Origin of the sequence: Frisingicoccus caecimuris (genome assembly GCF_004340975.1) — a bacterium.
GTDB classification, from domain to species: domain Bacteria; phylum Bacillota; class Clostridia; order Lachnospirales; family Lachnospiraceae; genus Frisingicoccus; species Frisingicoccus caecimuris.
The window spans coordinates 61,661-86,692 of the sequence record NZ_SLXA01000010.1; the positions used below are offsets into that span (position 1 = coordinate 61,661).

The 25,032-nt window shown below is 45.8% G+C and carries 29 protein-coding genes; 9 read left to right on the forward strand and 20 right to left on the reverse strand.

The features are described 5' to 3' along the window. Nucleotides 1–16 precede the first annotated feature (16 nt). Both EV212_RS09970 and EV212_RS09975 read right to left on the reverse strand, forming a co-directional pair. Entirely contained in the window at nt 17–904 is an 888-nt protein-coding gene (locus tag EV212_RS09970) for a branched-chain amino acid ABC transporter permease (RefSeq protein ID WP_330570495.1), read from the reverse strand. 217 nt (nt 905–1,121) lie between these two features. After that, nucleotides 1,122–2,324: an ABC transporter substrate-binding protein gene (locus tag EV212_RS09975; protein WP_132092634.1), complete on the reverse strand. Its 1,203-nt coding sequence runs from the start codon at nt 2,322–2,324 to the stop codon at nt 1,122–1,124. A 135-nt stretch (nt 2,325–2,459) separates the two neighbouring features. Here EV212_RS09975 and EV212_RS09980 point away from each other — a divergent pair, with 135 nt between their 5' ends. The 6 genes from EV212_RS09980 to hydG all read left to right on the forward strand — a co-directional run bounded on the left by EV212_RS09980 (nt 2,460) and on the right by hydG (nt 7,783). After that, nucleotides 2,460–4,025: an amidohydrolase gene (locus EV212_RS09980; RefSeq protein WP_132092637.1), complete on the forward strand. Its 1,566-nt coding sequence runs from the start codon at nt 2,460–2,462 to the stop codon at nt 4,023–4,025. Between the two features lie 3 nt (nt 4,026–4,028). After that, on the forward strand, nt 4,029–4,490 hold the full coding sequence (locus EV212_RS09985) for an HD domain-containing protein (protein ID WP_132092640.1): 462 nt from the start codon (nt 4,029–4,031) through the stop codon (nt 4,488–4,490). 436 nt (nt 4,491–4,926) lie between these two features. After that, on the forward strand, nt 4,927–5,409 hold the full coding sequence (locus EV212_RS09995) for a type II toxin-antitoxin system HicB family antitoxin (RefSeq protein ID WP_132092646.1): 483 nt from the start codon (nt 4,927–4,929) through the stop codon (nt 5,407–5,409). Beyond that, nucleotides 5,396–5,767, forward strand: a complete 372-nt coding sequence (locus tag EV212_RS10000; RefSeq protein WP_132092649.1) for a hypothetical protein — start codon at nt 5,396–5,398, stop codon at nt 5,765–5,767. The genes EV212_RS09995 and EV212_RS10000 overlap by 14 nt, the downstream gene beginning before the upstream one ends. A 328-nt stretch (nt 5,768–6,095) precedes the next feature. Beyond that, a complete protein-coding gene (locus EV212_RS10005; RefSeq protein WP_132092652.1) occupies nt 6,096–6,341 on the forward strand; it encodes a TM1266 family iron-only hydrogenase system putative regulator in 246 nt (81 codons plus the stop codon). Nucleotides 6,342–6,364: 23 nt separating this feature from the next. Further along, nucleotides 6,365–7,783, forward strand: coding sequence for a [FeFe] hydrogenase H-cluster radical SAM maturase HydG (gene hydG / locus EV212_RS10010; RefSeq protein ID WP_132092655.1), 1,419 nt, complete (start codon nt 6,365–6,367; stop codon nt 7,781–7,783). 85 nt (nt 7,784–7,868) lie between these two features. Here the strand turns inward: hydG and EV212_RS10015 are convergent, their stop codons facing one another. From EV212_RS10015 to EV212_RS10090, 16 genes are all read right to left on the reverse strand, one after another. Continuing rightward, nucleotides 7,869–8,069, reverse strand: coding sequence for a hypothetical protein (locus EV212_RS10015; protein ID WP_132092658.1), 201 nt, complete (start codon nt 8,067–8,069; stop codon nt 7,869–7,871). Between the two features lie 15 nt (nt 8,070–8,084). Continuing rightward, nucleotides 8,085–8,621, reverse strand: coding sequence for a cysteine hydrolase family protein (locus EV212_RS10020; protein ID WP_132092661.1), 537 nt, complete (start codon nt 8,619–8,621; stop codon nt 8,085–8,087). A 6-nt stretch (nt 8,622–8,627) separates the two neighbouring features. After that, complete coding sequence (locus tag EV212_RS10025) at nt 8,628–9,428, reverse strand: YaaA family protein (RefSeq protein WP_132092664.1); 801 nt, start codon at nt 9,426–9,428, stop codon at nt 8,628–8,630. Then, complete coding sequence (locus tag EV212_RS10030; protein WP_132092667.1) at nt 9,428–9,973, reverse strand: hydrolase; 546 nt, start codon at nt 9,971–9,973, stop codon at nt 9,428–9,430. Before EV212_RS10030 ends, EV212_RS10025 begins: the two co-directional genes overlap by 1 nt. Nucleotides 9,974–10,021: 48 nt before the next feature. Continuing rightward, nucleotides 10,022–10,669, reverse strand: coding sequence for a thiamine phosphate synthase (locus tag EV212_RS10035; protein ID WP_132092670.1), 648 nt, complete (start codon nt 10,667–10,669; stop codon nt 10,022–10,024). Beyond that, nucleotides 10,666–11,421 (reverse strand): nickel pincer cofactor biosynthesis protein LarB, encoded by a 756-nt coding sequence (larB, locus tag EV212_RS10040; RefSeq protein WP_132092673.1) that lies wholly within the window; start codon nt 11,419–11,421, stop codon nt 10,666–10,668. The genes EV212_RS10035 and larB overlap by 4 nt, the downstream gene beginning before the upstream one ends. Nucleotides 11,422–11,541: 120 nt before the next feature. Next, on the reverse strand, nt 11,542–11,964 hold the full coding sequence (locus EV212_RS10045; RefSeq protein ID WP_132092676.1) for a DUF1622 domain-containing protein: 423 nt from the start codon (nt 11,962–11,964) through the stop codon (nt 11,542–11,544). A 138-nt stretch (nt 11,965–12,102) separates the two neighbouring features. Continuing rightward, nucleotides 12,103–12,651: a stage V sporulation protein T gene (gene spoVT / locus EV212_RS10050; protein ID WP_132092679.1), complete on the reverse strand. Its 549-nt coding sequence runs from the start codon at nt 12,649–12,651 to the stop codon at nt 12,103–12,105. Between the two features lie 112 nt (nt 12,652–12,763). Beyond that, nucleotides 12,764–13,195, reverse strand: a complete 432-nt coding sequence (locus tag EV212_RS10055; protein ID WP_132092682.1) for a secondary thiamine-phosphate synthase enzyme YjbQ — start codon at nt 13,193–13,195, stop codon at nt 12,764–12,766. Nucleotides 13,196–13,200: 5 nt separating this feature from the next. Further along, entirely contained in the window at nt 13,201–14,052 is an 852-nt protein-coding gene (locus tag EV212_RS10060) for an amidohydrolase family protein (RefSeq protein ID WP_132092685.1), read from the reverse strand. A gap of 22 nt (nt 14,053–14,074) precedes the next feature. Next, on the reverse strand, nt 14,075–14,881 hold the full coding sequence (gene frlD / locus EV212_RS10065) for a fructoselysine 6-kinase (protein WP_243115529.1): 807 nt from the start codon (nt 14,879–14,881) through the stop codon (nt 14,075–14,077). Beyond that, nucleotides 14,871–15,731, reverse strand: coding sequence for a PfkB family carbohydrate kinase (locus EV212_RS10070; protein WP_132092688.1), 861 nt, complete (start codon nt 15,729–15,731; stop codon nt 14,871–14,873). Before EV212_RS10070 ends, frlD begins: the two co-directional genes overlap by 11 nt. A 15-nt stretch (nt 15,732–15,746) precedes the next feature. Further along, a complete protein-coding gene (locus tag EV212_RS10075) occupies nt 15,747–16,715 on the reverse strand; it encodes an SIS domain-containing protein (protein WP_132092691.1) in 969 nt (322 codons plus the stop codon). Between the two features lie 13 nt (nt 16,716–16,728). Then, on the reverse strand, nt 16,729–17,598 hold the full coding sequence (locus EV212_RS10080; protein ID WP_243115530.1) for a sugar phosphate isomerase/epimerase family protein: 870 nt from the start codon (nt 17,596–17,598) through the stop codon (nt 16,729–16,731). Nucleotide 17,599: 1 nt separating this feature from the next. Then, nucleotides 17,600–18,457: a sugar phosphate isomerase/epimerase family protein gene (locus EV212_RS10085; RefSeq protein WP_132092694.1), complete on the reverse strand. Its 858-nt coding sequence runs from the start codon at nt 18,455–18,457 to the stop codon at nt 17,600–17,602. Nucleotides 18,458–18,471: 14 nt separating this feature from the next. Further along, entirely contained in the window at nt 18,472–19,833 is a 1,362-nt protein-coding gene (locus tag EV212_RS10090; RefSeq protein ID WP_132092697.1) for an MATE family efflux transporter, read from the reverse strand. Between the two features lie 326 nt (nt 19,834–20,159). Here EV212_RS10090 and EV212_RS10095 point away from each other — a divergent pair, with 326 nt between their 5' ends. The 3 genes from EV212_RS10095 to EV212_RS10105 all read left to right on the forward strand — a co-directional run bounded on the left by EV212_RS10095 (nt 20,160) and on the right by EV212_RS10105 (nt 22,564). Beyond that, nucleotides 20,160–21,062 carry a transporter substrate-binding domain-containing protein gene (locus EV212_RS10095; RefSeq protein WP_132092700.1) on the forward strand — a complete coding sequence of 301 codons (903 nt, stop codon included), beginning with the start codon at nt 20,160–20,162 and terminating at the stop codon, nt 21,060–21,062. A gap of 64 nt (nt 21,063–21,126) precedes the next feature. Continuing rightward, nucleotides 21,127–21,828, forward strand: coding sequence for an amino acid ABC transporter permease (locus tag EV212_RS10100; protein WP_243115531.1), 702 nt, complete (start codon nt 21,127–21,129; stop codon nt 21,826–21,828). Then, nucleotides 21,815–22,564, forward strand: a complete 750-nt coding sequence (locus tag EV212_RS10105) for an amino acid ABC transporter ATP-binding protein (RefSeq protein ID WP_132092703.1) — start codon at nt 21,815–21,817, stop codon at nt 22,562–22,564. Before EV212_RS10100 ends, EV212_RS10105 begins: the two co-directional genes overlap by 14 nt. Before the next feature lie 152 nt (nt 22,565–22,716). Here EV212_RS10105 and EV212_RS10110 read toward each other — a convergent pair whose 3' ends face one another. Continuing rightward, nucleotides 22,717–24,216 carry an FGGY-family carbohydrate kinase gene (locus tag EV212_RS10110; protein ID WP_132092706.1) on the reverse strand — a complete coding sequence of 500 codons (1,500 nt, stop codon included), beginning with the start codon at nt 24,214–24,216 and terminating at the stop codon, nt 22,717–22,719. Further along, nucleotides 24,216–25,025: a BtpA/SgcQ family protein gene (locus tag EV212_RS10115; protein ID WP_132092709.1), complete on the reverse strand. Its 810-nt coding sequence runs from the start codon at nt 25,023–25,025 to the stop codon at nt 24,216–24,218. Before EV212_RS10115 ends, EV212_RS10110 begins: the two co-directional genes overlap by 1 nt. Between the last annotated feature and the right edge of the window lie 7 nt (nt 25,026–25,032).

Sequence of the window (25,032 nt, forward strand, 5' to 3'; positions counted from 1 at the left end):
TATTCACAACAGCCACCTACACTTTCTCTGCTTTCATCTTACCAAGTAAACCGGATGGTTTTACCAGTAAAACGACAACAAGCACACCAAAAACAATGGCGTCTGCAAGCTGAGTGGAAATATAAGCTTTCGACAAGCTCTCGATAATTCCAAGCACAATGCCGCCAAGCATTGCTCCCGGAATACTTCCGATACCACCCAGGACCGCAGCAACGAAAGCTTTGATTCCTGGCAGTGCCCCCAATGTCGGAGACAGAGACTCATACTGACAGATAAACAAAATACCGGCCACCGCCGCTAAAGCCGAACCGATAGCAAACGTCATAGAGATTGTTTTATTTACATTAATCCCCATCAGAGCGGCTGCGCCTTTATCTTCGGATACGGCTCTCATAGCGCTTCCCGCCCTTGTTTTATTGATAAACCAGGTCAGAATCGCCATGGCGATCACCGTTACGATCAAAGTTACGATCGTAATTCCGGAAATATGAATACCCCCGATTTTTATCGATGGCACTTTGATCACCGAACCAAAAGGAATCGGCGTTGCTTTAAATATGATCAACGCAACATTCTGTAAAAAGTAACTTACACCGATCGCTGTGATCAGTACCGCCAGCGACGGCGCATTACGCAGCGGTTTGTAGGCAATACGTTCCACCGTAATTCCGAGAACCGCACAGACAATAATGGTCAATAAAATACATACCGGCACCGGAAGACCCAATAACGCCGCAAATACATAAAGTGCATATGCACCTACCATAATAATGTCCCCATGAGCAAAGTTAATCATCTTTGCGATACCATAAACCATGGTATATCCCAGGGCAATCAGGGCATAAATACTCCCCGTCCTCAGTCCGTTGATTAACTGCTCCACAAGATTATTAATCAGACTCATTACCCTCCACCTTTCTATTTTTTGTATTACCGAATTAACTATATATTTTAATATAATCCTTTCTCACTTGCAAGGATTAATGCATAAAAATCCAATTTTTGTCAGGAAAACACGAAAAAAATAAAACCGCATGCTGTGATCCATGAAGAAAACGCCAATATCCCTGTTTCGGGACATCGGCGTCTCTTTCAATCCGACACAAGCCTGTCAGATAAAATTATTCATATAATGTGTAAGCACCATCTACAATCTGGATAAATTTACTTCCTTTGTTTGGTTCACCCTCTGCTGTCCATGTGATGCCGTCGCCTGTCAGACCATCAACAGTGATTTCTGTCATAGCTGCGATCAAATCTGCACTTTCAACAGAACCGGCCTGTTCCATAGCCGCTTTGATCGTGTAAACAACATCATAAGCATCTGCTGCGAACTGGTCAGGTGTTGCACCGTAAGCTTCATTATAATCTGCTACGAATGCTGCTACGTTTTCAGACGGATCTGCTGCGAAGAATGGGCTTAAGAAGATTGCGCCTTCAATCGTTGCAGGATCTGTAACTGTTCCAAGAACACCATCCCATCCATCACTGCCGAGGAATGGAAGTTCCATACCCATATCCTGAGCCTGTTTTGTGATGTATGTAGCATCCTGATAGTAAGCAGGAATGAAAATAGCTTCTGCATCTGTGCCCTTGATTGTTGTCAACTGTGTATTGAAGTCAACATCGCCGTTTGAGAAAGCTTCGCTTGCAACGATCTCGCCGCCTTTAGCTGCAAACTCTTTTTCAAATGCTTCTCTGATACCTGTGCTGTACTCATCAGACTGATTGTAAATAACAGCAACTTTTTTGTATCCAAGAGTTTCAGCCGCCAAATCTGCCATTGTTACGCCCTGAGCCGGGTCAGTAAAGCAGATACGGAAAGCATTATCATTCTTTGTGCAATCCATAGCAGAACCGGATGGTGTGATCTGTAAGATGCCATCTGCTGCTGTTAAATCTGTGATCGCAATACAAGCGCCACTTGTTACACAGCCAAGAATCGCCTGAGCGCCCTGGTCCATAACAGAGTTATAAGCCTGAATAGCTTTATCTTCTGTAGCTTCATCATCGGCAAATACCATATCCAGTGTGTACGTCTTGTCACCAACGGTTACGCCGCCAGCTGCATTGATCTCTTTAATTGCAATTTCAGCGCCCTGTTTTACAGAGTTTCCGTAAGAAGCTGCACTTCCTGTCACAGGTCCGATACCGCCGATCAAAAATACATCGCCATCTGCGGAAGCTGCTGTTGTCTCTCCAGCTGCTTTTGTTTCTGCTGCTTTTGTTTCCGCTTTCTTCTCACCGCCGCCGCAGGCTGTCAAAGAAGCAACAACTAAAGAAGCTGCCAAAGCCATGCTCATTACTTTTGTCATTTTTTTCATGTCTTTATTCCTCCTTTTAACTTACCGTTTATTGTAATACCTAAACCTAAGAATTGTCAATGAAAACTATCTTTCCCCCGGCAGTTTTTTGGAGTATAATGAAAATAATCATTGAATTAGGAAGGGGACGATTTTATGAAAGTTTTAACAAACGGCCATTTTATTTCCTGCGATGAAGAAAATACCTGTTTTTCTGTCATGGCTATCGATGGAGATAAGATTGCGTATACCGGCGACAATATCCCGGAAAACCTGGCAGATTGCCCGAAAATTGATATGCATGGCTGTACCATCGTACCTGCATTTTCAGATACCCATATGCACTTTGAAAGTTACGCCCTGTTCCGTACGACAGTCGATGTGCGGAACGCTAAAAACTTTGAGGAAATGGGCGACATGCTCCGCGCCTGGACAGACACCCATCCAAAGGCCAGGTTTCTTCCGGCCTACGGCTGCAGCGCCCACACTGTCGTGGAAAAACGTCTGCCAGAAATGAAAGATCTGGATGCTATGACCGACCTGCCATTACTCATCGTTAAATATGACGGTCATGCTGCCGTTGCCAACTCCGCTCTGATCGACCTCTTTCCTCTGGAAGTTCTGGCTGATCCGGGCTTTGATTCTGCTACCGGATGGCTCTATCAGAATGCTTTCTACAAAGGCGTCAACTTTATCACACAGAAGGTGTCCCCGATCACTCTGCTCCATGGCATGCAGGATGCGGCAGAAAGCCTTGCTTCCAAAGGTATTGGCTACATACATACCGTGGAAGGCGTAGGCTATAAAAACGATATTGACATTGATACGATCAATATTGTCCGCCGGGCTTTGCCTCAGAAGTTTACCGTCTTTTTCCAGACAATGGATGTGGATAAGGTTGTCAAACGGAAAATGGCCCATATCGGCGGATGTTTCTCTCTGGCGCTGGACGGCTGCTTTGGTTCGGAGGACGCTGCTTTGTCCGAAGGCTACACCAATTGCCCGGATAATAAGGGTTTCCTTGCCTATTCTCAGGAAGAAGTCAATGATTTCTGTATCAAAGCCAATCGGTCCGGACTTCAGATCACGATGCATGCCATCGGTGACGCGGCTGTGACACAGGCATTAAACGCCTACGAAACTGCATTAAAAGATTATCCGCGCAAAGATGCACGCCACATTTTGATTCACGGTGATCTGATGAACGCCGAAGCTATCCGAAAAGCTGCAGAGCTTGGCATTACCATCGCCGTACAACCAGCCTTTTTAGACTGGCCTCAGGAACCGGAAGCCTATCTGGAATCCATCCTCGGCGAACGTGCAAAACAGATTTTGCCGCTCCGGGATATGATCCATGCCGGACTGCTCGTTACTTCCGGCAGTGATGCGCCTTGCACCATTCCGGACCCTATTGAAGGTATCCATATCTGCTGTAACCACCCGAATCCTGAGCAGGCCCTGACCCCGATGGAAGCTTTGAAAACCTATACTATCTGGCCGGCCCGCAGCGCCTTTGACGATAATTATTACGGCAGTCTGGAAAAAGGTAAAAAAGCCAACTTCCTTGTTTTGGATAAAGATATCCTTTCCATTCCAAAAGAGGAAATCAAAACAACAAAAATCAAGGGCGTTTTCCTGAATGGACGTCGTTTCCGCCCATCGGAAAAATTCTCCATTCCAAACCTTGCCCATGAAATCTGGAAACACCGCAAAGAGGATTAAACCATGATCTACACTCCTATGACTCGAAAAGCCATGCGGATTGCTTATGATGCCCATGCCGGGCAGGTAGATAAAACCGGGCTTCCTTATATCTATCACCCGATGCATGTGGCCGAATCAATGACTGATGAAAATTCCGTCATTACCGCACTGCTCCATGATGTGGTTGAAGATACCGATCTGACCATCGATGATCTGGCCCGCGAAGGCTTTCATGAAGACATACTGACGGCCCTGACCCTCCTGACTCATAACCCGGCGGAAGACTATATGGATTACATTTCCCGAATCTCCACCTGCCCTCTGGCCCGCAAAGTCAAACTGGCGGACCTCCGACATAATTCAGATTCTACCCGACTGGATTGGGTGGACGAAAAAATGGCCCGGAGGTTCGAAAAATATGCCCGGGCAATCCGACTTCTGGAAGCTATTGAAAACGGTCAATCTGCAAACTTCCATCATTAATTAACATAGATATAAGACAGGCATCCAATTTGATAGTCAAAAATCAAAGATTGCCTGTCTTATTTTGTCAAACAAAATGTATTGCTATCTTCATTTCATTGTGGTATAATTAAGCAACTAAAAATTAGTTGCTAACAATGGTGGTGATACATATAGATGCCTAAGAAAAGTGATTTGCTTAATAAACTATGCAGAAAACCCATACCTAAAAATTTTTCAAAAAGGGAACTGGATATCCTTATGGGAAAATGCGGCTGTGATAAATTTTCCGGAGGCCGGGGATCCGGAATTGGTTTTGTTCACAAAAAAACGATGCGTATATTACAATTTGATGAACCCCATCCCGGAAATGAATTATATACTTATCAAATAAAAAAAACGATACAATTTTTAAAGGATATCGGCGAACTCAAATAAATTGCAGGAAGGTGATTAAATGAATTCAATGTTAGAATATAAAGGGTATCACGCATCCATTGAATATGATGCAGAAGATAATATATTTGTCGGGGAAGTATTCGGCATTGCAGATTCGTTGAATTTTCACGGAACATCCATTGACGAATTAAAAGCAACATTTACACAATGCATCGACAACTATCTGGAACTGTGTAAAAAAATCGGTAAAAGTCCGGATAAAGAGTTCAAGGGATCTTTTAATGTCAGAATTCCTCCGGCTCTTCATAAAAAAGCAGCACTAGCCGCAGCAAATCAAAAAATCACGTTAAATCAATACGTTACACAGGCCATTGAAAACTCTTTTAATAAAGCCAAAAATTTTAAAGAAACAATCATCTATATTCCATATGCAACACAACACATGAATTGGGAGAGCGGAATAGATAACAGAATCCAAACATTATATAATGATGATTCTATTTTTACTACAGAGGAGAAGATCACATATGTCGGAAATTAATGCAAAAATAATTGATCAAAAAATTATCAGCACACATATTACCATATCCCGTGAAATTAAAAACAGTATTGACTTAAAGCTCAGCTGTCAGGCCAAATTAAAAACGCCTCAGGATATTGAAAATAACAGTGTACTATTAAACATAAAATTATTCTTAGCCACGCCAACAGATGATTTAAAAGCAGAACTTACTGCAGACATTATTTTTGAATTAGATTATGTGCCCGACGATTATAATATTATTGCAGAGCAAAAACTTATTCCTCTGGCCCGAACTTCTTTGTTTGAGAAATGGGATGAAATTCTGGTTGCCATGGGATATAAAAAGATGCGTCTGGCAGATAAAATATCTCAATAGATTGATTTCCATTCCCATTGACTTTTGAGAAAAATTTTCTTATACTAAACGAGATGAAACACGCTTCGCGAGTTTCACTCGTTATCGCGACATTCGCCAAATATCCGCACAAGTGCGGCTGCTTGGCTCGTTGCTCGCGTAAATAAAAAGGTGCGCCGTAAGATACGTCTCCCGGCAAATCCACCAGAAACAATAGAACAAATAAACCTGCTGAACCTCAGGGTACGCCCGAAAGCGAAGATAAGGATGAATTGTAGCATAATATGTCTACCCTTACCCTGTCCGGCATTTTACGGACAGGGTTTTTAAATTTAAAATGGAGGTTTTTATGGACACACGTATTGCCGTTATCGGCATCATCGTAGAAAATCCGGAGGCTGCGCCTCGAATCAATGACATTCTTCACGAATATTCTCCATACATTCTCGGCCGCATGGGGATTCCTTATCCAAAACGGGAACTGTCCATTATCAGTATTGTCATCGATGCTCCGCAAAATGTCATCAGCGCCCTTTCCGGCAAACTGGGGATGATTCCTGATGTAAGTACCAAGACGGTTTATTCTAAGATTTAACCAATGAAAAGGAGAAAATTTTTATGTATGATGTAAAATCACTGAAAGCCGAAGAATTTATTAATGATGAGGAAATTCAGGACTGCCTTCGATATGCCCGAGAAAATAAAAATAACCGGGAACTTGTTGATGAAATTTTAAAAAAAGCCGAAAACATGAAGGGCATCAGTCACCGGGAAGCCGCCGTTCTTCTGGAATGTGATCTGCCGGATGAAATTGAAAAAATGTTTCATCTGGCCAAAAAGATCAAAGACCGCTTTTACGGCAACCGCATCGTTATGTTTGCGCCGCTGTATCTCTCGAACTACTGTGTCAACGGCTGCACCTATTGTCCTTATCATGCAAAAAACAAACATATTGCCCGTAAAAAACTGACTCAGGATGAGGTTCGCCGGGAAGTTATCGCCCTTCAGGATATGGGCCATAAACGTCTGGCTCTTGAAGCGGGAGAGGATCCGGTCAACAATCCGATTGAATACATTCTGGAATGTATTGACACTATTTACAGTATTAAGCATAAAAACGGCGCCATCCGTCGTGTCAATGTCAATATTGCGGCTACAACTGTGGAAAATTACCGCAAATTAAAGGAAGCCGGTATTGGCACCTACATCCTGTTCCAGGAAACCTACAATAAAAAGAGCTACGAAGAACTGCATCCGACCGGCCCAAAAAGCAACTATGCCTACCACACAGAAGCTATGGACCGGGCCATGGAAGGCGGTATTGACGATGTGGGCATCGGCGTCCTTTTTGGCCTGAACATGTACCGCTATGATTTCGTCGGTCTCCTTATGCATGCCGAACATCTGGAAGCGGCTCAGGGCGTAGGTCCCCATACAATCAGTGTCCCTCGTGTCTGCCCGGCGGATGATATCGATGTCAGCGACTTTTCCAATGCTATCCCGGATGATATTTTCGAGAAAATTGTCGCTTTAATCCGTATCGCCGTACCATACACCGGCATGATTATCTCCACCCGGGAATCCAAACGGGTCCGCGAAAAGGTATTGCAGCTCGGTGTTTCCCAGATCAGCGGCGGCTCCCGCACCAGCGTCGGCGGCTATGTAGAACCCGAACCGGAAGAAGAAAACTCCGCCCAGTTTGACGTTACCGACCGGAGAAGTCTGGATGAAGTGATTGACTGGCTTCTGGAAATGGGCTTTATCCCAAGTTTCTGCACCGCCTGCTACCGTGAAGGACGCACTGGCGACCGCTTCATGTCCCTCTTAAAAGCCGGACAGATTTCCAACTGCTGCCAGCCGAACGCTCTCATGACCCTCAAGGAATACCTCATGGACTATGCTTCAGATAAAACCCGGGAAGACGGCGAAAAGTTAATCCAAAGAGAACTGGACAACGTCGCCAGCGACAAAGTCCGCGAAATCACCCGTGAATACCTGAAAGATATTGCCGATGGCAAACGGGACTTCCGCTTCTAAAAACTAATCTAAATATCCATTTACGAAAAAACGCAGCTGCCGCTTCTGTGACAACTGCGTTTTTACGATACATATCTTCTATATTCTATAAATCATTCAAAATCAGGGGATTCTTGATCTTCTCTAACTCTTCTTTCGTTATCCCGGCTGCCTCCATGATAACTTCATCGGACACCAATCCCGTGCCCAAAAGTTTTTCTACGATTGTCCGTTTAGCCTCTTCACGGCCTGTTTGAATTCCTGCCTGAATTCCTTGCTCCCAAACATATTCTGATAAATTACACATCAAATTTCCGACTTCTTACGACTGAAAGATCACATGTAATGGCGAAAGTCCCGACAATATATTTTTCACCATCTCTTCTTTTTCTCTGGTTTCTCCGGCAATGCCCTCAGAAAGATAAACGACTTTTTTTCCCATATCAATCAAATCATAGATTGTAGATAATACACAGCATTCCGCCACCACGCCTGCAATAAATATCCGTTCACAGCAACGGACCCGTTCTCGCAGTTCCGGATTTTCACAGCATGAATATTTGGATTTTACATAGGTGTTGCCCTCGTTTAAATAGGGTTTGAGTTCGTCAACATATTCATTCAGCCACTGATTCACATTTACTTCCCCATTCAGACGGTTATACTCAGCCCACACGCCCTTCGGGTCTTTTGAAGCAATATATTTTGTATAAACCACCTGGGTCTCTGGAAAAGTTCTAACCAGTTTTGTAATATATTTTATGGCTTCCTGAATCCGGTCACACGTCCACTTCTGCCCAGGCAGATAGACATTCTGCATATCAACGACCAGCAACATATCCGTTTTCTTAATATCCATTCTGCTTCATCCTCCGAATAATTTCACAAACACATAGGTCTTTTCATCAGACGCTTCGGGTGCAAAGTGATATCCAAGCCGATCAAATTCTTTCATAGTCTCCGGAGATTCGGCCTGCTGTTCCGCCATAAAGCGGACCATCTCACCCCGGGCCATTTTGGCAAAGGTGCCCTTCTCAATAATCTTTCCACCTTTATATTCTCCAAAAATGCAGGTAATAAACCGAATCTGTGGTGTTAGATAAGCAGCAATGGCCTTACTGTATTCCTTAGACGCCAGATTGACGATAATATCCGTTTCCCGGAACAACGCGTCCGCCAGCCGTCTGCCCCAAAACTGATACAATGTTTTATAAGTTCCCTCTTCCACATCTGTCGAATTTTCTGACGGACGCTGTATCTGTAATTCCGGCTTTAATCTGGCCTGCATTTCCAGCCGGTAAGGAACGACGCCGTCCATAGGCTTAAGCATCCCGTAAAATCCGGACAAAATCCGCAAATGTTCCTGGAGATAATCAAGGGAAGCCTCGTCCATAACCGACGGAGCCATATACTGGTATTGAATTCCCTCATAGGACATCACGGCCGGGGTCAGATTCCGCCGCAGATCCATCCAGCGGAATCGTTCAAAATTCAATTCGGCAATCGAATCGTTGCATTTCCAGAGCGCTTTTGCTTCTTCATAGGAGAGTCCCGCCACATACTCCCGAAGAATATCCGCATCTTTAACAAACTCCGGGTATCCCTGAAATTCAAGGATATCCGGAGTCTCATTCATCTTTTTAGCCGGTGAAATAATAAACCGCATTATTTTACGATTTTAGAAATCTGGCGGAATACGGGGCAGGTAGAACCTCCCATTAACTCAAAAAGAAGCGCTTCATAAGTTGTTACGATAACACCTTCCTGAATGGCTCTCTTAATACCAAACTTACGGTCTTCCGCATGTCTGGAACCTGCAGCATCGGTTACAAGTATCGGCTGGTATCCCGCTTCTTTTAACTGGATGCATGTCTGAAGCACGCATACGTGAGTTTCTGTACCGCAAACGATAATATTTTTCTTTCCAAGGCCGTCAATTGCTTCTTTGATCGGCGCTTCCCCGTAAACACCAAAACTTGTCTTTTCCATATAACTAAAATCGTCACCAAAGGTTTCGATCACAGAAGGAATCGTCATACCGATACCTTTTGTATACTGCTGTGTTACGATCATTGGGACTTCCAATAATTTCAAACCAGCAACTAAACGATTAACATTTTTTTCTACTTCTTCCTGATTGAACATAGCAGGCATCAATTTCTCCTGAACGTCGACAATGATTGCTGCTGTGTTTTCTGCTTTAATTAACATAATGTGTCTCCTCCTTGCATTAAATAGTCACTTACATTCTACCATCCTTTATTCGGAGCGTCCAGAAAATCTTTTAATGATTTCCCCAGGCGCATCACTTTCCATGAGCTCTGACATCATACATACGCCAGAAGCCCCCGCTTCCATCGCCATACGTCCATGCTCAAGATTCATACCGCCAATGGCAAACACAGGAATCTCCACAGACGCACATATCTCTTTCAAAAAATCCAGTCCTCTGGCCGGAACGCCTTTTTTACAATCCGTCAAAAATATGTGACCGGCAATCAGGTAATCCACACCACGTCTTTCTGCATAAACAGCTTCCTCCCGGCTGTGAACCGATACGCCAACCTGTTTCCATGCCTTAAAGACATCCGCCTTCCCGACCGGATACGTTTCCACCATCCCATCTGCATCTCCGGCCATCTGCCGAAATACCGGCATAGACAGATGCAGTCGCCGAATATCTAACTTTTCCCCAATCTTCCAAAAATGATTGAGAATCAGTGGTGTTTCCCAGGCACCGCAAATCTCCCGACACCGTTTCGCATAAACCTCATAATCCTCCGGCGCCATGTCTTTTTCCCGGAGAATCATCCCATCCGGCTTTGCCGCCGCTATCTTTTCAATCTGCTTAAAATAAACTTCCTCTCCCCCGGAAATCAATTTCCGGTTCGTGATTGCATAAATCATTTTTCTTTAGCTCCAATCGCCAGCCGATTAATCTGAGCAGACATATAGCCAGCGCCAAATCCATTATCAATATTGACAACCGCCACACCTTCGGCACAGGAATTGATCATTGTCAATAAGGCCGACATTCCCTGCATATTTGCCCCATAGCCGACAGATGTAGGCACCGCGATGACCGGCTTATCCACAAGTCCGGCGATGACTCCTGCCAACGCCCCTTCCATTCCGGCGATCGCCACCACACAATTTGCCTTGCGTATCGTCTCCACCCTGGAAAGCAGACGATGAATACCTGCCACACCCACATCATAAATCCGGTCCACATAACATCCAAAAAATTCCGCTGTCCGAGCCGCTTCTTCCGCCACCGGAATATCCGAAGTTCCACCGGTACATACTGCGATCCGCCCCTCTAATTCCGGCACATGATACTGCAGATAAATCGTCCTGGAAAGCTCTTCGTAAACGGCTTCCGGAAGCACGGCTCGAACGGCCTCATACTGTTCCTTCGATGCCCGCGTGCCAAGAACATTGCTTTTACGCTCACTGAAACTCTGGAAAATCTTTACCAGATGCTCCGTCGTCTTTCCCGCACAATAAACGACCTCACCAAAACCGGAACGCAACGCCCGATGATGATCCAGCTTGGCAAAGCCCAGATCTTCATACGGTAATTTCTTTAAATATTCTTCTGCTGCATTTAAATCCATTTCTTTATTCTGAACTTTTAGTAATAATTCATGTACATCCATGCCTGACCTCTTATAATTTTACTTCCGGACATCGCCGGCTTCCTATTGCTCAAAGAGACTATCACTATCACCGAATGTGGTGAAAATGATAGTCTCTTACCGTTTTCATTCTATATTTTATTACTCTTTTGGCGCATCTGAAGCTTTAGCCCCCTGTCCTTCGAGCTGCTGCGCATGAATCTGCTGTTCGTGAAGTTTCTTCTCACGATATTCGTGCCGCTCATGCCGTTCATGTTTCTTATGTTTCAGCTCATAAGCAACAAGCAATGTGATTGCAATATGCAAAACTACGATGCCGAGTACTAAAATGATATCTGTCAAATCACCAATCGTAATCAGCTTGACAATTTCGGCGCAGAGCATAAACTGCAAAGCCACTGCCATGCCCTGACTCAGATGCAAGTCAATATCCGGATTCTTTTTAAATAATTCAATCACACCACGAACACCGGAAATTGCAACAATGATAACGCCAATCCACTCAAACCCCATCGCCGAATATGTAACAACCTCGTGTAAAAGATGATGCAGTATTTCTTCCATTGCTTTATCCCCTCCCCTATGAAAAATATTGTAATATATTTTTCATTGGAAGTCAAACAAAACAGGCTGAAACAGTGCCATTTTTCCCTATTTTTTGTCCCATCTCAGCCTGCATTTTATCCACACTTTGTCATCCGGCTACTGTTCAATCTGCCGTCCAAGAAAACCGGCTGCGGCAGCCGCCAGTTTCTTTTCCACATCACCCATGACATTCTTTTCATCCTTGCTCGCAATAATCACCGAACCAATGGCATCACCTTCCGAAATAATCGGACAGATGACCTGATGCGCATAAGACTCCCCCTCGCTTTCAATAAGGGGCACATAATCCTTCTCTGAACTGGAAGCTGAAACCAGCTTACGTTTTTCAATTACACCATCCAGAGATTTACTCACCGCCTTGTTCATCAATTCCCGTTTACCGTTTCCGGCTACGGCAATATGATTATCCCGGTCCGTAATACTCACTATATGTCCTGTACTATGAGCCAGAGCTTCCGCATACTGACGGGCAAATGCCCCCAATTCTCCAATCGGAGAATATTTTTTCAATATAATTTCACCTTCACGGTCCGTAAAGATCTCCAATGGATCTCCCTCCCGAATATGCAGCGTTTTACGAATTTCCTTTGGTACGACAACCCGGCCTAAATCATCAATTCTCCTCACAATTCCCGTAGCTTTCATATAAAAACTCCTCCATATAACGTAATCATTAATGTTTCGATTTATTATCTGCCAAACCAGAGAATGTATGCATCAAATTGTAGAAATCCATGCTCATATTTGTAATTAATAATCAGGCTTCACCCATAACTTCCACATAAACGGTGCGCGCCTGCGGTCCGTCAAAATCGACCAGATATATTTCCTGGGCTCCGCCGCAGACAATTTTTCCATCAATAACAGGGAACATACAATGGTTTCCCATCAGCATACTTTTTAAGTGACCCTGAGAATTATTGCCGGTGGCGCCGTAATCCGGAAGAAAATGAGCATGGGCATAAGGCACATCCAGCGGTACCATTCGTTCCAGCATTTCGCTGATATCCGTCTCGACACACGGCAGTGCTTCATTTACCATAATTCCCGTTGTCGTGTGTGCCGTAAGCACTGCTACATGGCCATTTTTAACACCGCTTTCTTCAACAATGCGATGCACCTCTTCCGTTATATTCATATATTCTTCCACACTTTTGCTCAAACGATGAATTTTTTTTAAAACAACCATATTTTCTACCTCTCTCCGGTTAAGAACCGTATTGCATTTCCCGCATAAAGGTCTTTTCGCGCCGATTCCCTCATCGGAATCTTATCCAGCGCCCGTTTCAGTTTAAATGCCCGAAATCTCGGCGTATTCGACGCAAACATGACCTGCCTGCCAAACCCACGCTCATACCAGCGCGGTCCCATATCCACGGTAAACAGCCGCTCCATCGACTCTTCCGGTGAATCCATATATAAAACCGAAGTATCCGTATAAACATTCGGATATTTAATCATCAGCATGACCATTTCCCGAACCCACGGCCAGGCAAAATGAGCCAGACAGCAGCGCAGTTCCGGATGACGGATGAAAACTTTCTCAAATGCCAGCGGATGGGAATATTCAGCCGGCGTATTCGGCTCCCAGGACGTTCCCGCATGAAAAATGATCGGTTTATTCCGGCTCTCACAAATTTCATAAATCGGCTCCAGCAATTCTTCCGCCGGATAAAATTTCTGTTTCGACGGATTCAGTTTCAGCCCCTGAAGACCCAAGTCATCGAAGGCGTGGCGTAATACTTCTTTTGCATCCGGGCGATGCGGGTCCACGCTGGCAAAACCGATGAGACGGTCCGGATAGATGGATTGAAGTCTCGCCACCTGTTCATTCGTTACTATATATCCGCCTTCGGTTGTCGTAATATCCAGCGGAAGCAGCGCTGACTTCTCGATGCCGCCGTAATCCATTTCTACAAAGACTTCATCCCATTCCATTGGTCCCTGTTTCCAGACGCCAAAACTATTTTTTCGAAATTCCAGCTCTTCTGCGTCCTCACAGATTGGTTTATAAAAAATCGGATGAAGATGCATATCGATAATCATAAAAATCTCTCCCCTTCAATATCTAATAAGGTTTAAATCCAGAAATCACCTGCGATGAAAGCTCAGCTCCCCGTGCCATGCATGCAGGAACAGAGTCGCCCTGAAGCAGGCCAAAAGTAAAACCGGCAATATAACTGTCTCCGGCCCCGACCGTATTCACCACCTTCGCCGGTACGATTCCACAAGTATAAAACTGACGACCGTCATAGGACAGACTTCCTTCATCTCCCAGAGTTGCGGTTACCAGTTCAGGCCCACAAGCATGGATTTCCTTCATCCAATCCCGGAGCCCGTCCCTTTCTATCCCATCGGCTGAAAAGAACACATAATCAACATAAGGAAAAATATCCATGCAATGATATTCCGGATTCTTTGTAAATATGGAAAAATCCATGAGAATTTTCACCCCGGCAGCCTTCCATGCCGGAAGATGATCCAAAACATTCCCAAACAGATCGGTGTGGAGCAACTCATGTTCCGCCACGAAATGAAACTCCTCATCCGTGATCACATAATGCTCCATAACACCATCAATGGATTCCAGATGTACCCGATCCGTACCGTCATGAAGTTCCATCCGGGTAATACAGGTTGCCCCTGACTCTGTCCGGAGATGGGAAATATCTATCCCCTCCGACGCCAGAGTCCGTTTCATTTCATCTCCGTAACCGTCCTTTCCGACCACGCTCACCGCACTGACCGGAACCCCCATCCGGCGCAGATGAATGCCCCAGTCAATGCCATTTCCTGTGGCATACCATTCATTTATATTTTCATAAATATCCACGCAACAAAAGCCAACTGCCGCCACCTTTTTCTCAGTCATCATAATGTACTCCATAGCCCCAGGCGCCATCGATACCACAGACCCGGGAAGCAAAAACCGCGGCTTCCTGCAATGCCTTCGGAATAGCCTGCTCATCGGTCTGTCCATCTTTTTTGGCTGTCAGATAACCAACCAGAAAGGCTGTCAGAAGACTGTCCCCGGCGCCCATCGTATCCGCCATTTTTTCAACCGGCATGGCTGACTGAACATAATACCGCCTTCCGTCAAAGGCCATACATCCTTCCGCCCCCCGGGAAGCGCAGACAAAGGATGGACCAAGAGAATGTATCCATTCCAGTTTTTTTCGAATTTCAGATGCCTCCAGATCATTACATGAAAGAAATGCATAAGTAACCGACGGAGCCACCGTTTCAATATAAGCATTCTCCGAATCATCAGAAAAATCAAAGCTGATCGGAACGCCTGTCGCTTTAATTTTGGGCAGCTCCCGTTCCGTAAAGCAATAATTTCCCGTATGCACCACATCAAACTGACAAATATACTCCAGATCAAAACGATTCAGCGCATAACGCATATCGCCGCGAACGCCGCCCTCATTACTTTCCAGAAACACCCGATCTCCGTCAATAACAGTGTTTTTTGAGCAACCATTTTCCCCAATGACCTGGACACACTTTATAAGTTCAATCTGCTCCGCCTCCAGAGACCCAATGACATGTTCCGCCTCCCTGTCGCTTCCGAAGATACCCATGTATGCGCTCCGCTCCGCTCCGAACCGCTTTGCATACACTGCAAAATTTACGGCATTTCCGCCAGGATACATGATTTTTAAATGTTCATATTTATCAACCACATTATCGCCGAATCCCAAAACTTTTACCGGATATGTCATACCGCACCTCATTTCCTAATAAGCCACTTTACCCATATATCTCCGATAGTCCACATCATGGTCAAAGACCTTACCGCGGGCCGAACGGAGTTCACAGTTCATCGGATAAAACAGAACCGGGTCCAGATAATCCCGAACCGCCGGGTCAATGATATCCATACCATAATCCAGAGCATCCAGTACCATCAGACAGTCTGTATGGGTCTTTAAGAAATCCTCGGCCCGTTCATCCATCGGACGGCATTTTCCTGAACTCTTCTGAAGGAAATAGAATACTCCGTTTTCTGTCACTTCAAATGGTCCATGGAAATATTCGCCGCTGTGAATATAAGCACAGTGCTGCCACTGCATTTCCATCAGACTGCAGATAGCAAAGCCATAGGTCTGACTGAAACTGGCGCCGCTTCCGAGAATATATAAAAATGGATGCTTCGTACAAAGCTGTGCAAAACGATCGCACAATTCCCGACGAACACGCACTTTTGCCTTAGCCACAATCTCATCCATCTTTTCAATGCCTTCCATTAAAGCGCCATAAGCTTCAAAAGTTTCCTGTGCTGCCAGAAGCTCTGCTGCCAGAGAAAGACTGATTCCGCTCGGGATCTCACAGGTTTTCAGATTATCGCCCCAGGGATAAATCCACGAAATCCATTGATCGCTGTCCGCCGGGCTGCCCGGATGATTTGTCATCATGACAACTGCAGCATTTTTCGACAATCCCAGTTCCGCCGCATCCAATGTTTCCTTTGTACCGCCGGAATGACTACAGAGAATCACCAGACTGTGTGCACCCAGTTTTTTTGGTGTTGCCAGGATAAACTCCCTACTTGTATAAATTCCAGATTCCACCAGGGTACTTTCGGCCATCAGCATACAATGGGCCGGATATAAATCCACCAGACTGCCTCCGCATGCCACCCAGTAAACCTGACGAATTTCATTTTTCTGTTCTTTCACCTGTTGAATTACGCTTTTTGCATCCATAATGTTCCTCCTGTTATTCATCTATATATCTTTCAAAATTTTTCATATTTCTGAAATCCGCAGCGGCCGGATTGTCATAATATCGTCCGTCGGTAATTTCCTGTCCTAGCAGCCCCGAATATCCATACTGATTCATTACGGCGATTTCCTCACCAAGATGGTGTGTACCGTCCCCCCAGATTAAATGTCCATAAGGATTTCCGTCAATAAAGTGCATATGTTTCAGGTCATCGCCAAAAGCTTCAAACCAATCCGCCAGCGTTTCTCCCGCCACACTGGCGGCACACAGATCAACCATTGGTTTCAAATATGGACTGTTGACTTCTTGTAATATCTGCTTTTCCTGAGCCAGATTCGTCACAATCTGGCTTTCCTCCGGCCGCAGCGATTCCATAACAAGGGTAATGCCCTGACGCCCGGCCTCTTCAGCCAGCCGTGAAAGCATATCTGCGCTCCGCTTCCTGGCCTCTTCGCTGTCCTCATTACGATAGCCCCATCCCGAATTAATCTCCATTAGAGAACATCCGAGTTCTTCTGCCAAAGCAATACCGTTTTTAAAATATTTAAAGCTGCGCTCCACATGTTCCTTTTCTCTGGCGGCTACCTGATAAGGATAAAGGCAGTTTTCCGGGGTCAGCACACGCACCTGGAGTCCCCGTTCCCGGATTTTTTTCCGAATGACTTTCGCATCGTAATAGCCCATATGATCCAGCCAGACATGGGGCGCTCCGCACCACAGTTCCAAAGATTTGAATCCAAGTCTTTGCTGTACATCAAGAAAATAGTCCAGCGAATAATTTAAATAATGAATATTCATGCCGGCCACCTGCTCCCGCCGAATTTTCGGTGCGGATGTCGCTCTCGTCATCTTTCTTTTCTTCATATCACACATCCGCCCCATCCCCTTCCTCTATAATATAAGGTTCAAAGGCCCTGAAATTTCTTGCGTCTGCCGCCGCCGGGTCTTCAAAATATCTGAAATCTGTAATTTCCTGACTGATCAGTCCCTCATAGTGATATTTATTTAAAACGTCCAGATAACTTCCCAACGGAAATAGTCCATCACCCCAGACCAGATGACCATAGGGCCGTCCGTCCACAAAGTGGGTATGTACAATGTCATTTCCAAGAGCCGAAAACCATTCCTCCGGCGTCTCACCGGCCACGCCCATGGCAATCGTATCCAGTCCGGCCTTAATGTTCGGATGGGAAACGTCCTGAAGAAGCTGCTTTAATTCAGGAAGGGTAATGATGCATTTGCTTTCCTCCGGCCGAACCGTCTCCACCGCAATGGTAATCCCATAATCTGCGGCCGTCGGCGCCAGCAGCGACAGACTTTTTACCGCCCGTTCATACACTCTGTCATATTCTTCGTCCCAGACGCCGCCGATACAATTCGTCAGAAGTTTCGTTGCTCCAAACTGTTCGGCAGCTTCCAGCCCCCGTTTAAAATATTCCATGCTCCGCTCGTGAAATCCCGGTTCCGGCGAACACATCAAATATTGATACACCGCGCACTCCGGTGTGAAACAGCCAATGGTCAGCCCTTTCTCTTCCGCCATTTTCCGTATCGGCGCCGTATCCTGAAAGCCGGTATGGTCCATGAGAAAATGGGGAGCCATACCTACCAGCTCGATTGTCTGAAATCCAGCTTTCGCCTGGGCGTCCAGCATATAATCCAAAGGATAATATAAATAATGAATACCCATAGCAGAAAGCTGCTTTCTGTGAATTACTGCCAATTCAATTCCTCCTCTTAGTTTCTTCGGCTTTTTCCATCAGTTTTCATCCAGGAACCGAAATTATAATATATGATAAATAAAACGGTTGACACAGACCAGGAAATAGGATAACTCAACATGATCGTATTCATTCCCGGCCAGATCATCGGTGCAAACATGGCCCAAAGACTCCGAATCGCAAAAGCGCTGACGCCCGTGATCAGCATCGGCACAAAACTGTTTCCCGCACCTTTGATGACGCCGCCAAGCAATTCTGTTCCTGTATAAGTAAAATATGTAGGAACAAGAAAAAATGTATATTGTAGTCCCAGGGCCAACACCACTTCATCCGTTGAAAAAATACCGAGGAGCTGCCGTGAAAAGATAAGCAGCGGCAGACAGATACCGGCTGTCAGTCCAATTGAGATCCCAATGCCGGCATGCATTCCGCCGCGCACCCGGTCCATCTTTCCTGCACCGTAATTCTGACCGGTAAATGTAGTCATGGCTGTTCCAAAAGCTGTCATCGTCAGCCAGAATACGCCATCCAGCTTACTGATGGCCGCCCAGGCTGCCGCCACGTCTGTACCAAGAAGATTGACCTTTGCCTGTACGACAAGATTGGATACGGTATACAACATGTACTGGAAACCCGATGGAAGTCCGAGCCTGATAATCTGTCGAAAAACCTCCGGATAAACCCGGCATCCACTGAGTACAAGCCGGTAACTCTCTTTTGTGCTTAAAAGGGTCTTCAATACAAGAACCGCACTGGAGGCCTGAGCCAGAATCGTTGCCAGAGCCGCACCAAATATCCCCATTTTAAAAACGGCCACAAATAAAACATCCAGTCCAACATTCACAACGGTTGTAAATATAAGAAAATACAGCGGGCGTTTCGCATCCCCGATCGCCCGGAGGACACTTGATCCCATATTATATAAAAGTGATGGAATAACACCGCAAAAATAAACCCGAAGGTATAGCATTGCACCATCTATGACATCCGCCGGTGTATTCATCCAGCGTAACGCCGTCGGCGTCGCTAAAATTCCGGCCACCGTTAAAACCGCGCCACAGACCAGAGACAATTTCATGGAAGCGTATACCGCATATTTTAAGCGTCCATTATCTCTCGCACCATAACAGTGGGATATAACAACACCCGCTCCTGCTGAAGCGCCGATAAAAAAGCCTACCGATAAGTCCACCAGCAGACTGGACGTACCGCCAAGAGCCGCCAGCGCCTCCTTGCCAATAAAACGGCCTACGACCACTGCGTCCACCGTCGTATACATCTGCTGAAAAATAGAACCAAACCATATCGGAAAAAAATAAAGCAGAAGGTTCTTCCAAATACTGCCCTCAGTAATATCTCTGCCGGACATTCTTTCCATAAAAATCTTCCCCCCTCTATTTATGTTAATCGTAAAAAAGGTATTCAGAACATCGCCTTGTAGCACGCATTTCGCACACTATACCTACGGCAAGGTTTTGAATACCCTTTTTTGCCCTCTCACCCGGTGGTGAGGGAAGGTAGAATCATTCATTTTACCAGAATAAAATACCATTAATTATCTGAAAAGTCAATGATTCTCACCTGAGAAATATGTAAAAAAACGTAAAAACTTGTGAATGATTATTGACTTTAACAGTATATCTATTTAAAATTAAATTCATAAAAGATTTGCCGATATTAAAATCAAAGGAGAGAGAAGAAATTATGAAAAAATGTCTTGCATTAACCCTCGCACTGGTTCTCGCCCTTGGGTGCACAGCCTGCGGCGGTTCAGAAAAGAAAGAAACTAAAGCTGAAACAACTGCTGCCGCTGAATCCGGTGAAACAGCAGCAGCCGCTTCGGATACCGAATACAAAGCAACCGATATCGAATACCACTCCGTTGCTGAAATTCAGAAGCGCGGTGTATTCCATGTTGCTACGGAAGCTACCTTTGCTCCATATGCTTTCAAAGATGCGGACGGCAATATCGTCGGTCTTGAAGCTTCGATGGCACAGGCTATGGCCGATGATATGGGTGTTGAACTGGTCATTGACGATATGGCTTTTGATTCAGTTCTGCCAAGCGTTCAGGCCGGTCTTGATGACGTAGCTATCGCCGCCCTGACTCCGGATGCAGAACGTCAGAAGAGTTTCACTTTCACTCAGTCTTATCTGTCCAACGGCCAGATGTCTCTTGTCCGTGCAGAGGACGTAGATAAATTTAAAGATGAAAGCGCTATGGTTGCCGGTGTGACAATGGGCGCCCAGAAGGGAAGCTACCAGCAGAAGGTTGCCGACACGCTTTATCCAGATTGTACCGGACGTTATCTCGAAACCATTCCAAATGTGATTATGGACCTGAAAGCAGGCAATATCGATATTGCCATCATGGATTATGACAATGCTTATTCTTATGCTCAGCAAAATGAGGATTTGGAAACCGCTTTCGTCGTTCCAATGCTTGATGGCGATGAACCGGCTAACTGCGCGGCAGCCATGAAGGGCAATGAGGATTTGACAAACTATCTCAATGAATTGATCCAGAAATACATTGATGATGGTTCCATGCAGAAATGGTATGAAGAAGCTGTTGAACTTCAGCTCTCACTGAGCGAAGCTGAATAATCCGCACAATGAGGTGCTGCCTTTCGTGCAGCACCTTTTTTATATTTTTCAGGGGAGGGTTTTTATGGATTTATTCTCTGCAGGCCGGATGGCCTCATTATTTTCTCAATATGCCGGTCATTTCCTCAGCGGCGCCCGGATGGCTCTGATCTTATCCCTGATCACCGTCATTCTCAGCACCATTCTGGGAACGATATTTGCTCTCGGTAAAATGTCCCACATTAAGCCGTTAAAATGGCTCATCAGCATCTATATCGAAATTTTCCGCTCCACGCCGTTAATGGTTCAGGTTATGGTCATTTATTTCGGCGCAGCCGCTTTTGGTATTAAAATTAACGTTCCTTTTATGAAGGACTTCAACAGCTTTTTCTGGGGACTCCTCGTTCTTGTCCTCAACAGCTCTGCCTATGTTGCCGAGATCGTCCGGAGCGGCATCGGCGCTGTGGATTCCGGACAGATTGAAGCTGCCAGAAGTCTCGGTATGTCCCACGGTTTAACATTAAAAATGGTCATTCTTCCTCAGGCGCTCCGAAATATTCTTCCAGCGCTTATGAATGAATTCGTATCCATTATCAAGGAGACTTCCATTGTCTCTCTTGTCGGCATCAGCGAGCTGATGTTCTGTGCCAAAGACGTGGTTTCCATCTCCTATCGGACGCTGGAACCTTACGTGATTGCGGCAATCATCTATTTTATTATGGTATTCCCGCTGTCAAAGCTTGTCGCATACATCGAAAGGAGGCTGAACGCAAGTGTCACACGTTAAAACAGATGAAGCCCTCTTACAGGTACGCGGGCTGAAAAAACATTTTGGCCATCTGGAAGTTCTCAGGGGCATTGATATTGATATACATAAAGGTGAAGTCGTGGCAGTTATCGGCCCATCCGGTTCAGGTAAAAGTACCTTCATCCGCTGTCTCAACCGTCTGGAAGAACCAACCGCCGGCGAAGTCATCTTCGAAGGCCAGCAGATCAACACCAAGAAGGCCGATATTGATAAAATCCGGCAGAAAATCGGTATGGTATTCCAGAATTTTAACTTATTCAGTAATATGACCATTATGCAGAACATCACCGCAGCACCGATTAATGTCAAAAAAATTCCGAAAGACCAGGCCGAAGAGCGGGCTTTAAATCTTCTCGACCGGGTTGGTCTGAAAGATAAAGCCGCCGAATATCCGGTCCGCCTTTCCGGCGGCCAGCGGCAGCGTGTTGCTATCGCCCGTGCCTTAGCCATGGACCCGGATATCCTCTTATTCGATGAACCAACCTCCGCATTGGACCCGGAAATGGTTGGTGAAGTTCTGAACGTTATGAAAGAACTGGCCGAAGACGGTATGACCATGGTCGTTGTCACTCATGAAATGGGCTTTGCCCGCGAAGTGTCTGACCGGGTCATCTTTATCGATCAGGGTGTCATACAGGAAGAGAATGAACCAAAAGAATTTTTCGCTCATCCGAAAAATCCACGGCTTAAAGACTTTCTAAATAAGGTATTATAAAATCAAATAACCCTCAACATTTCCTTCTCAAACCTTGAAACGGTTTTATGAGGAAATGTTGAGGGCTTTTTTTATACCCTTGGAGCATCCCGTAATTCATGTCCTTCGGGCGGACGCGCACCGTCAGGCTACGCGCGATAAGGTATATAGACTCAGGACAGTTGATGCATATAGTCCTTCGTCGCTTCGTAAAATTTGTTGAAAATTTTTCCCTGTTTCCGATACAGCGAAAAATTTTCCGAATTCGGGATATAGGTTTTTTTCACCTGTATCTTCGTGGAAAGTTCGTTCCAGTCGGCAAAAGTTCCCCCGGCTAACGCCGCCATCAATGCATCACCATAAGCCGCCCCGAAAGATACTGCGGGCACGCAGACTTCCTGTTCAAGAATATCTGCCAGACATTGGAGCCAGAGGGCATTTTTTGTTCCACCGCCCACTGCAAAAATGCGACGCATCGGTAATCCATGGGCCTTCATTAGCTCCACATTGTTTCGAATCGTATAACAGATTCCCTCTATACCCGCCCGCACCATATGGCCCCGGGTATGTCGAGTTTCCAGACCAAAGAACACCCCTCTTGCTTTCGGGTCATTCACCGGTGTCCGTTCTCCGGCAAAATAAGGCAGGCAGATCAAACCCTCGCTTCCGGCCGGAACCTCGGATGCCTCCATCTCCATTCGATGGAACGGCGACTCATTTTCATTGTTAATGTCCCTGTACCACTGGTCGCGCATCCACTGAGTCAACGCTCCGGCCATATTTGTTCCGGCACAGATGCCATAAGTTCCCGGTAATATAAAGGTTCCCGGCCAAAGACGCGGTTCTTCAATTTGATGATCACTGAGATAGATCATATAGCCTGTGGAACCGAGCTGAATCATCATATCTCCCGGCTGACAGACTCCGGATGAAATTGCCTCTGCTCCCGAATCCCCTGTACCGGTAAGTACAGGTGTTCCGACACGCAGTCCGGTGTCCCTGGCAGCCGTCTCCGTCACCGTTCCGGCAATCGCTGTTGCCGGAAGCAAATCGGCCAATTGGTCCGGACGGCAAAATTCCCGGCAGCCCTCGGAATTTATACGCCCTTCTTTCAAATCATAAAGCGGCAAAAAATCTTCCGCCAGATAGGGATCCAGCACATAATTTCCGGTCAGCCGGCCGCACAGATAAGAAGACGCTGTCAAAAACTTGTAAGCCTTCTCCCATATGTCCGGATGGTGATTTTTAAACCACATAATCTTTGGCGCTACATCCGAACTGCACGGTGTATGTCCGAAAACCCTTTCCGCATCTTCACCATATTTTTTCAAAACCCATTCAATTTCGTCCTGACTACGGCTGTCAATGCCATAAAGAATGGCATCAAAAATCGCTTTTCCTTCCTTGTCTACAGGAACACAGTCGCACCCCAATGCCGACAATCCCACACAGCCAATTTCCGATTCTGACACCTGAGCGCTGGCCATCAGCCAATGAGAGAGGCGACAAAAGTCTCCCCACCAGATTGTATCCGCGTCCTGAGAAAACCACCCCGGCCGGGGATTATCCACATCGTGTCCAATCACTTCCATAGCAAGAATTTTTCCCCGATGATCTACAAGAACTCCCTTGCTCTCACGGGTTCCTATATCAATACCAAGATAGCAGGCCATCAGGCTTCACCTCTCAATATGCGTACTTTATCCATAAATTCATGAACCCGCTGCTCATCAACTGGATTTTCGAATAAACCATCCCTTTTAAAAGAAGAACCGACAAAAGCGCCGTTGCACCGGGATAAAACATATTCGATATTTTCCCTCTTACATCCGGTCCCACACACAACGGGCGTCCCCTTCGCCACTTCGGCCACCTGTTCAAGAAGCTTTCCGGCCGGTCCGAGCCCTGCCGCCATGCCGCCAACAACGAGGGCATCGGGACGACAGTTAAAGAGAAGTGAACTGGCAATATCCGCTGTCTTTCTGCCGCCGACACAAGCGTCTCCCTCACTGGTCACAAAATAAAATAATTTTAAGTTGTCCAATCGATACGCATTTTTCAGCCGCAGCGTCACCGCAATATCCCTGTCCACCATACCAAAATCTCCGGCCCAAACACCCGTAAAAAGACACCGGGTAAAGTCGGCCTCCGTCGCGGCACACAGTGCGATCGTCGCATCTCCATCAAAAATCGCCTCGGCTCCAAAAGGCACCCGAATGGATGACTTCAGCGCTCCGATGACCATGCCCATGGCCGCCATTGTCACCGAAGACACATGTTTTTCATAAGGCATACTGAATTCATTGGTAAACAGTACTCCGTCAACGCCGCCATTCTGCAAAGCTTCCAAATCCGCCCGCGCCCGTCGGACGACCGCGTCCATTCCGCCGCCTTTGTAAAAAGGATCCCCCGGAAGCGGCTGAATATGAACAAGCCCTATAATCGGTTTCTCCGTTCCAAAAAGTTCTGATAAAAATGACATCCTTACT

Bases quoted from the DNA above. Each gene is read 5' to 3' on its own strand.
- EV212_RS09970 (WP_330570495.1), bottom strand. From the start codon at position 904: ATGAGTCTGATTAATAATCTTGTGGAGCAGTTAATCAACGGACTGAGG.
- EV212_RS09975 (WP_132092634.1), bottom strand. From the start codon at position 2,324: ATGAAAAAAATGACAAAAGTAATGAGCATGGCTTTGGCAGCTTCTTTA.
- EV212_RS09980 (WP_132092637.1), top strand. From the start codon at position 2,460: ATGAAAGTTTTAACAAACGGCCATTTTATTTCCTGCGATGAAGAAAAT.
- EV212_RS09985 (WP_132092640.1), top strand. From the start codon at position 4,029: ATGATCTACACTCCTATGACTCGAAAAGCCATGCGGATTGCTTATGAT.
- EV212_RS09995 (WP_132092646.1), top strand. From the start codon at position 4,927: ATGAATTCAATGTTAGAATATAAAGGGTATCACGCATCCATTGAATAT.
- EV212_RS10000 (WP_132092649.1), top strand. From the start codon at position 5,396: ATGTCGGAAATTAATGCAAAAATAATTGATCAAAAAATTATCAGCACA.
- EV212_RS10005 (WP_132092652.1), top strand. From the start codon at position 6,096: ATGGACACACGTATTGCCGTTATCGGCATCATCGTAGAAAATCCGGAG.
- hydG (WP_132092655.1), top strand. From the start codon at position 6,365: ATGTATGATGTAAAATCACTGAAAGCCGAAGAATTTATTAATGATGAG.
- EV212_RS10015 (WP_132092658.1), bottom strand. From the start codon at position 8,069: ATGTGTAATTTATCAGAATATGTTTGGGAGCAAGGAATTCAGGCAGGA.
- EV212_RS10020 (WP_132092661.1), bottom strand. From the start codon at position 8,621: ATGGATATTAAGAAAACGGATATGTTGCTGGTCGTTGATATGCAGAAT.
- EV212_RS10025 (WP_132092664.1), bottom strand. From the start codon at position 9,428: ATGCGGTTTATTATTTCACCGGCTAAAAAGATGAATGAGACTCCGGAT.
- EV212_RS10030 (WP_132092667.1), bottom strand. From the start codon at position 9,973: ATGTTAATTAAAGCAGAAAACACAGCAGCAATCATTGTCGACGTTCAG.
- EV212_RS10035 (WP_132092670.1), bottom strand. From the start codon at position 10,669: ATGATTTATGCAATCACGAACCGGAAATTGATTTCCGGGGGAGAGGAA.
- larB (WP_132092673.1), bottom strand. From the start codon at position 11,421: ATGGATGTACATGAATTATTACTAAAAGTTCAGAATAAAGAAATGGAT.
- EV212_RS10045 (WP_132092676.1), bottom strand. From the start codon at position 11,964: ATGGAAGAAATACTGCATCATCTTTTACACGAGGTTGTTACATATTCG.
- spoVT (WP_132092679.1), bottom strand. From the start codon at position 12,651: ATGAAAGCTACGGGAATTGTGAGGAGAATTGATGATTTAGGCCGGGTT.
- EV212_RS10055 (WP_132092682.1), bottom strand. From the start codon at position 13,195: ATGGTTGTTTTAAAAAAAATTCATCGTTTGAGCAAAAGTGTGGAAGAA.
- EV212_RS10060 (WP_132092685.1), bottom strand. From the start codon at position 14,052: ATGATTATCGATATGCATCTTCATCCGATTTTTTATAAACCAATCTGT.
- frlD (WP_243115529.1), bottom strand. From the start codon at position 14,881: ATGATGACTGAGAAAAAGGTGGCGGCAGTTGGCTTTTGTTGCGTGGAT.
- EV212_RS10070 (WP_132092688.1), bottom strand. From the start codon at position 15,731: ATGACATATCCGGTAAAAGTTTTGGGATTCGGCGATAATGTGGTTGAT.
- EV212_RS10075 (WP_132092691.1), bottom strand. From the start codon at position 16,715: ATGGATGCAAAAAGCGTAATTCAACAGGTGAAAGAACAGAAAAATGAA.
- EV212_RS10080 (WP_243115530.1), bottom strand. From the start codon at position 17,598: ATGAAGAAAAGAAAGATGACGAGAGCGACATCCGCACCGAAAATTCGG.
- EV212_RS10090 (WP_132092697.1), bottom strand. From the start codon at position 19,833: ATGGAAAGAATGTCCGGCAGAGATATTACTGAGGGCAGTATTTGGAAG.
- EV212_RS10095 (WP_132092700.1), top strand. From the start codon at position 20,160: ATGAAAAAATGTCTTGCATTAACCCTCGCACTGGTTCTCGCCCTTGGG.
- EV212_RS10100 (WP_243115531.1), top strand. From the start codon at position 21,127: ATGGATTTATTCTCTGCAGGCCGGATGGCCTCATTATTTTCTCAATAT.
- EV212_RS10110 (WP_132092706.1), bottom strand. From the start codon at position 24,216: ATGGCCTGCTATCTTGGTATTGATATAGGAACCCGTGAGAGCAAGGGA.
- EV212_RS10115 (WP_132092709.1), bottom strand. From the start codon at position 25,025: ATGTCATTTTTATCAGAACTTTTTGGAACGGAGAAACCGATTATAGGG.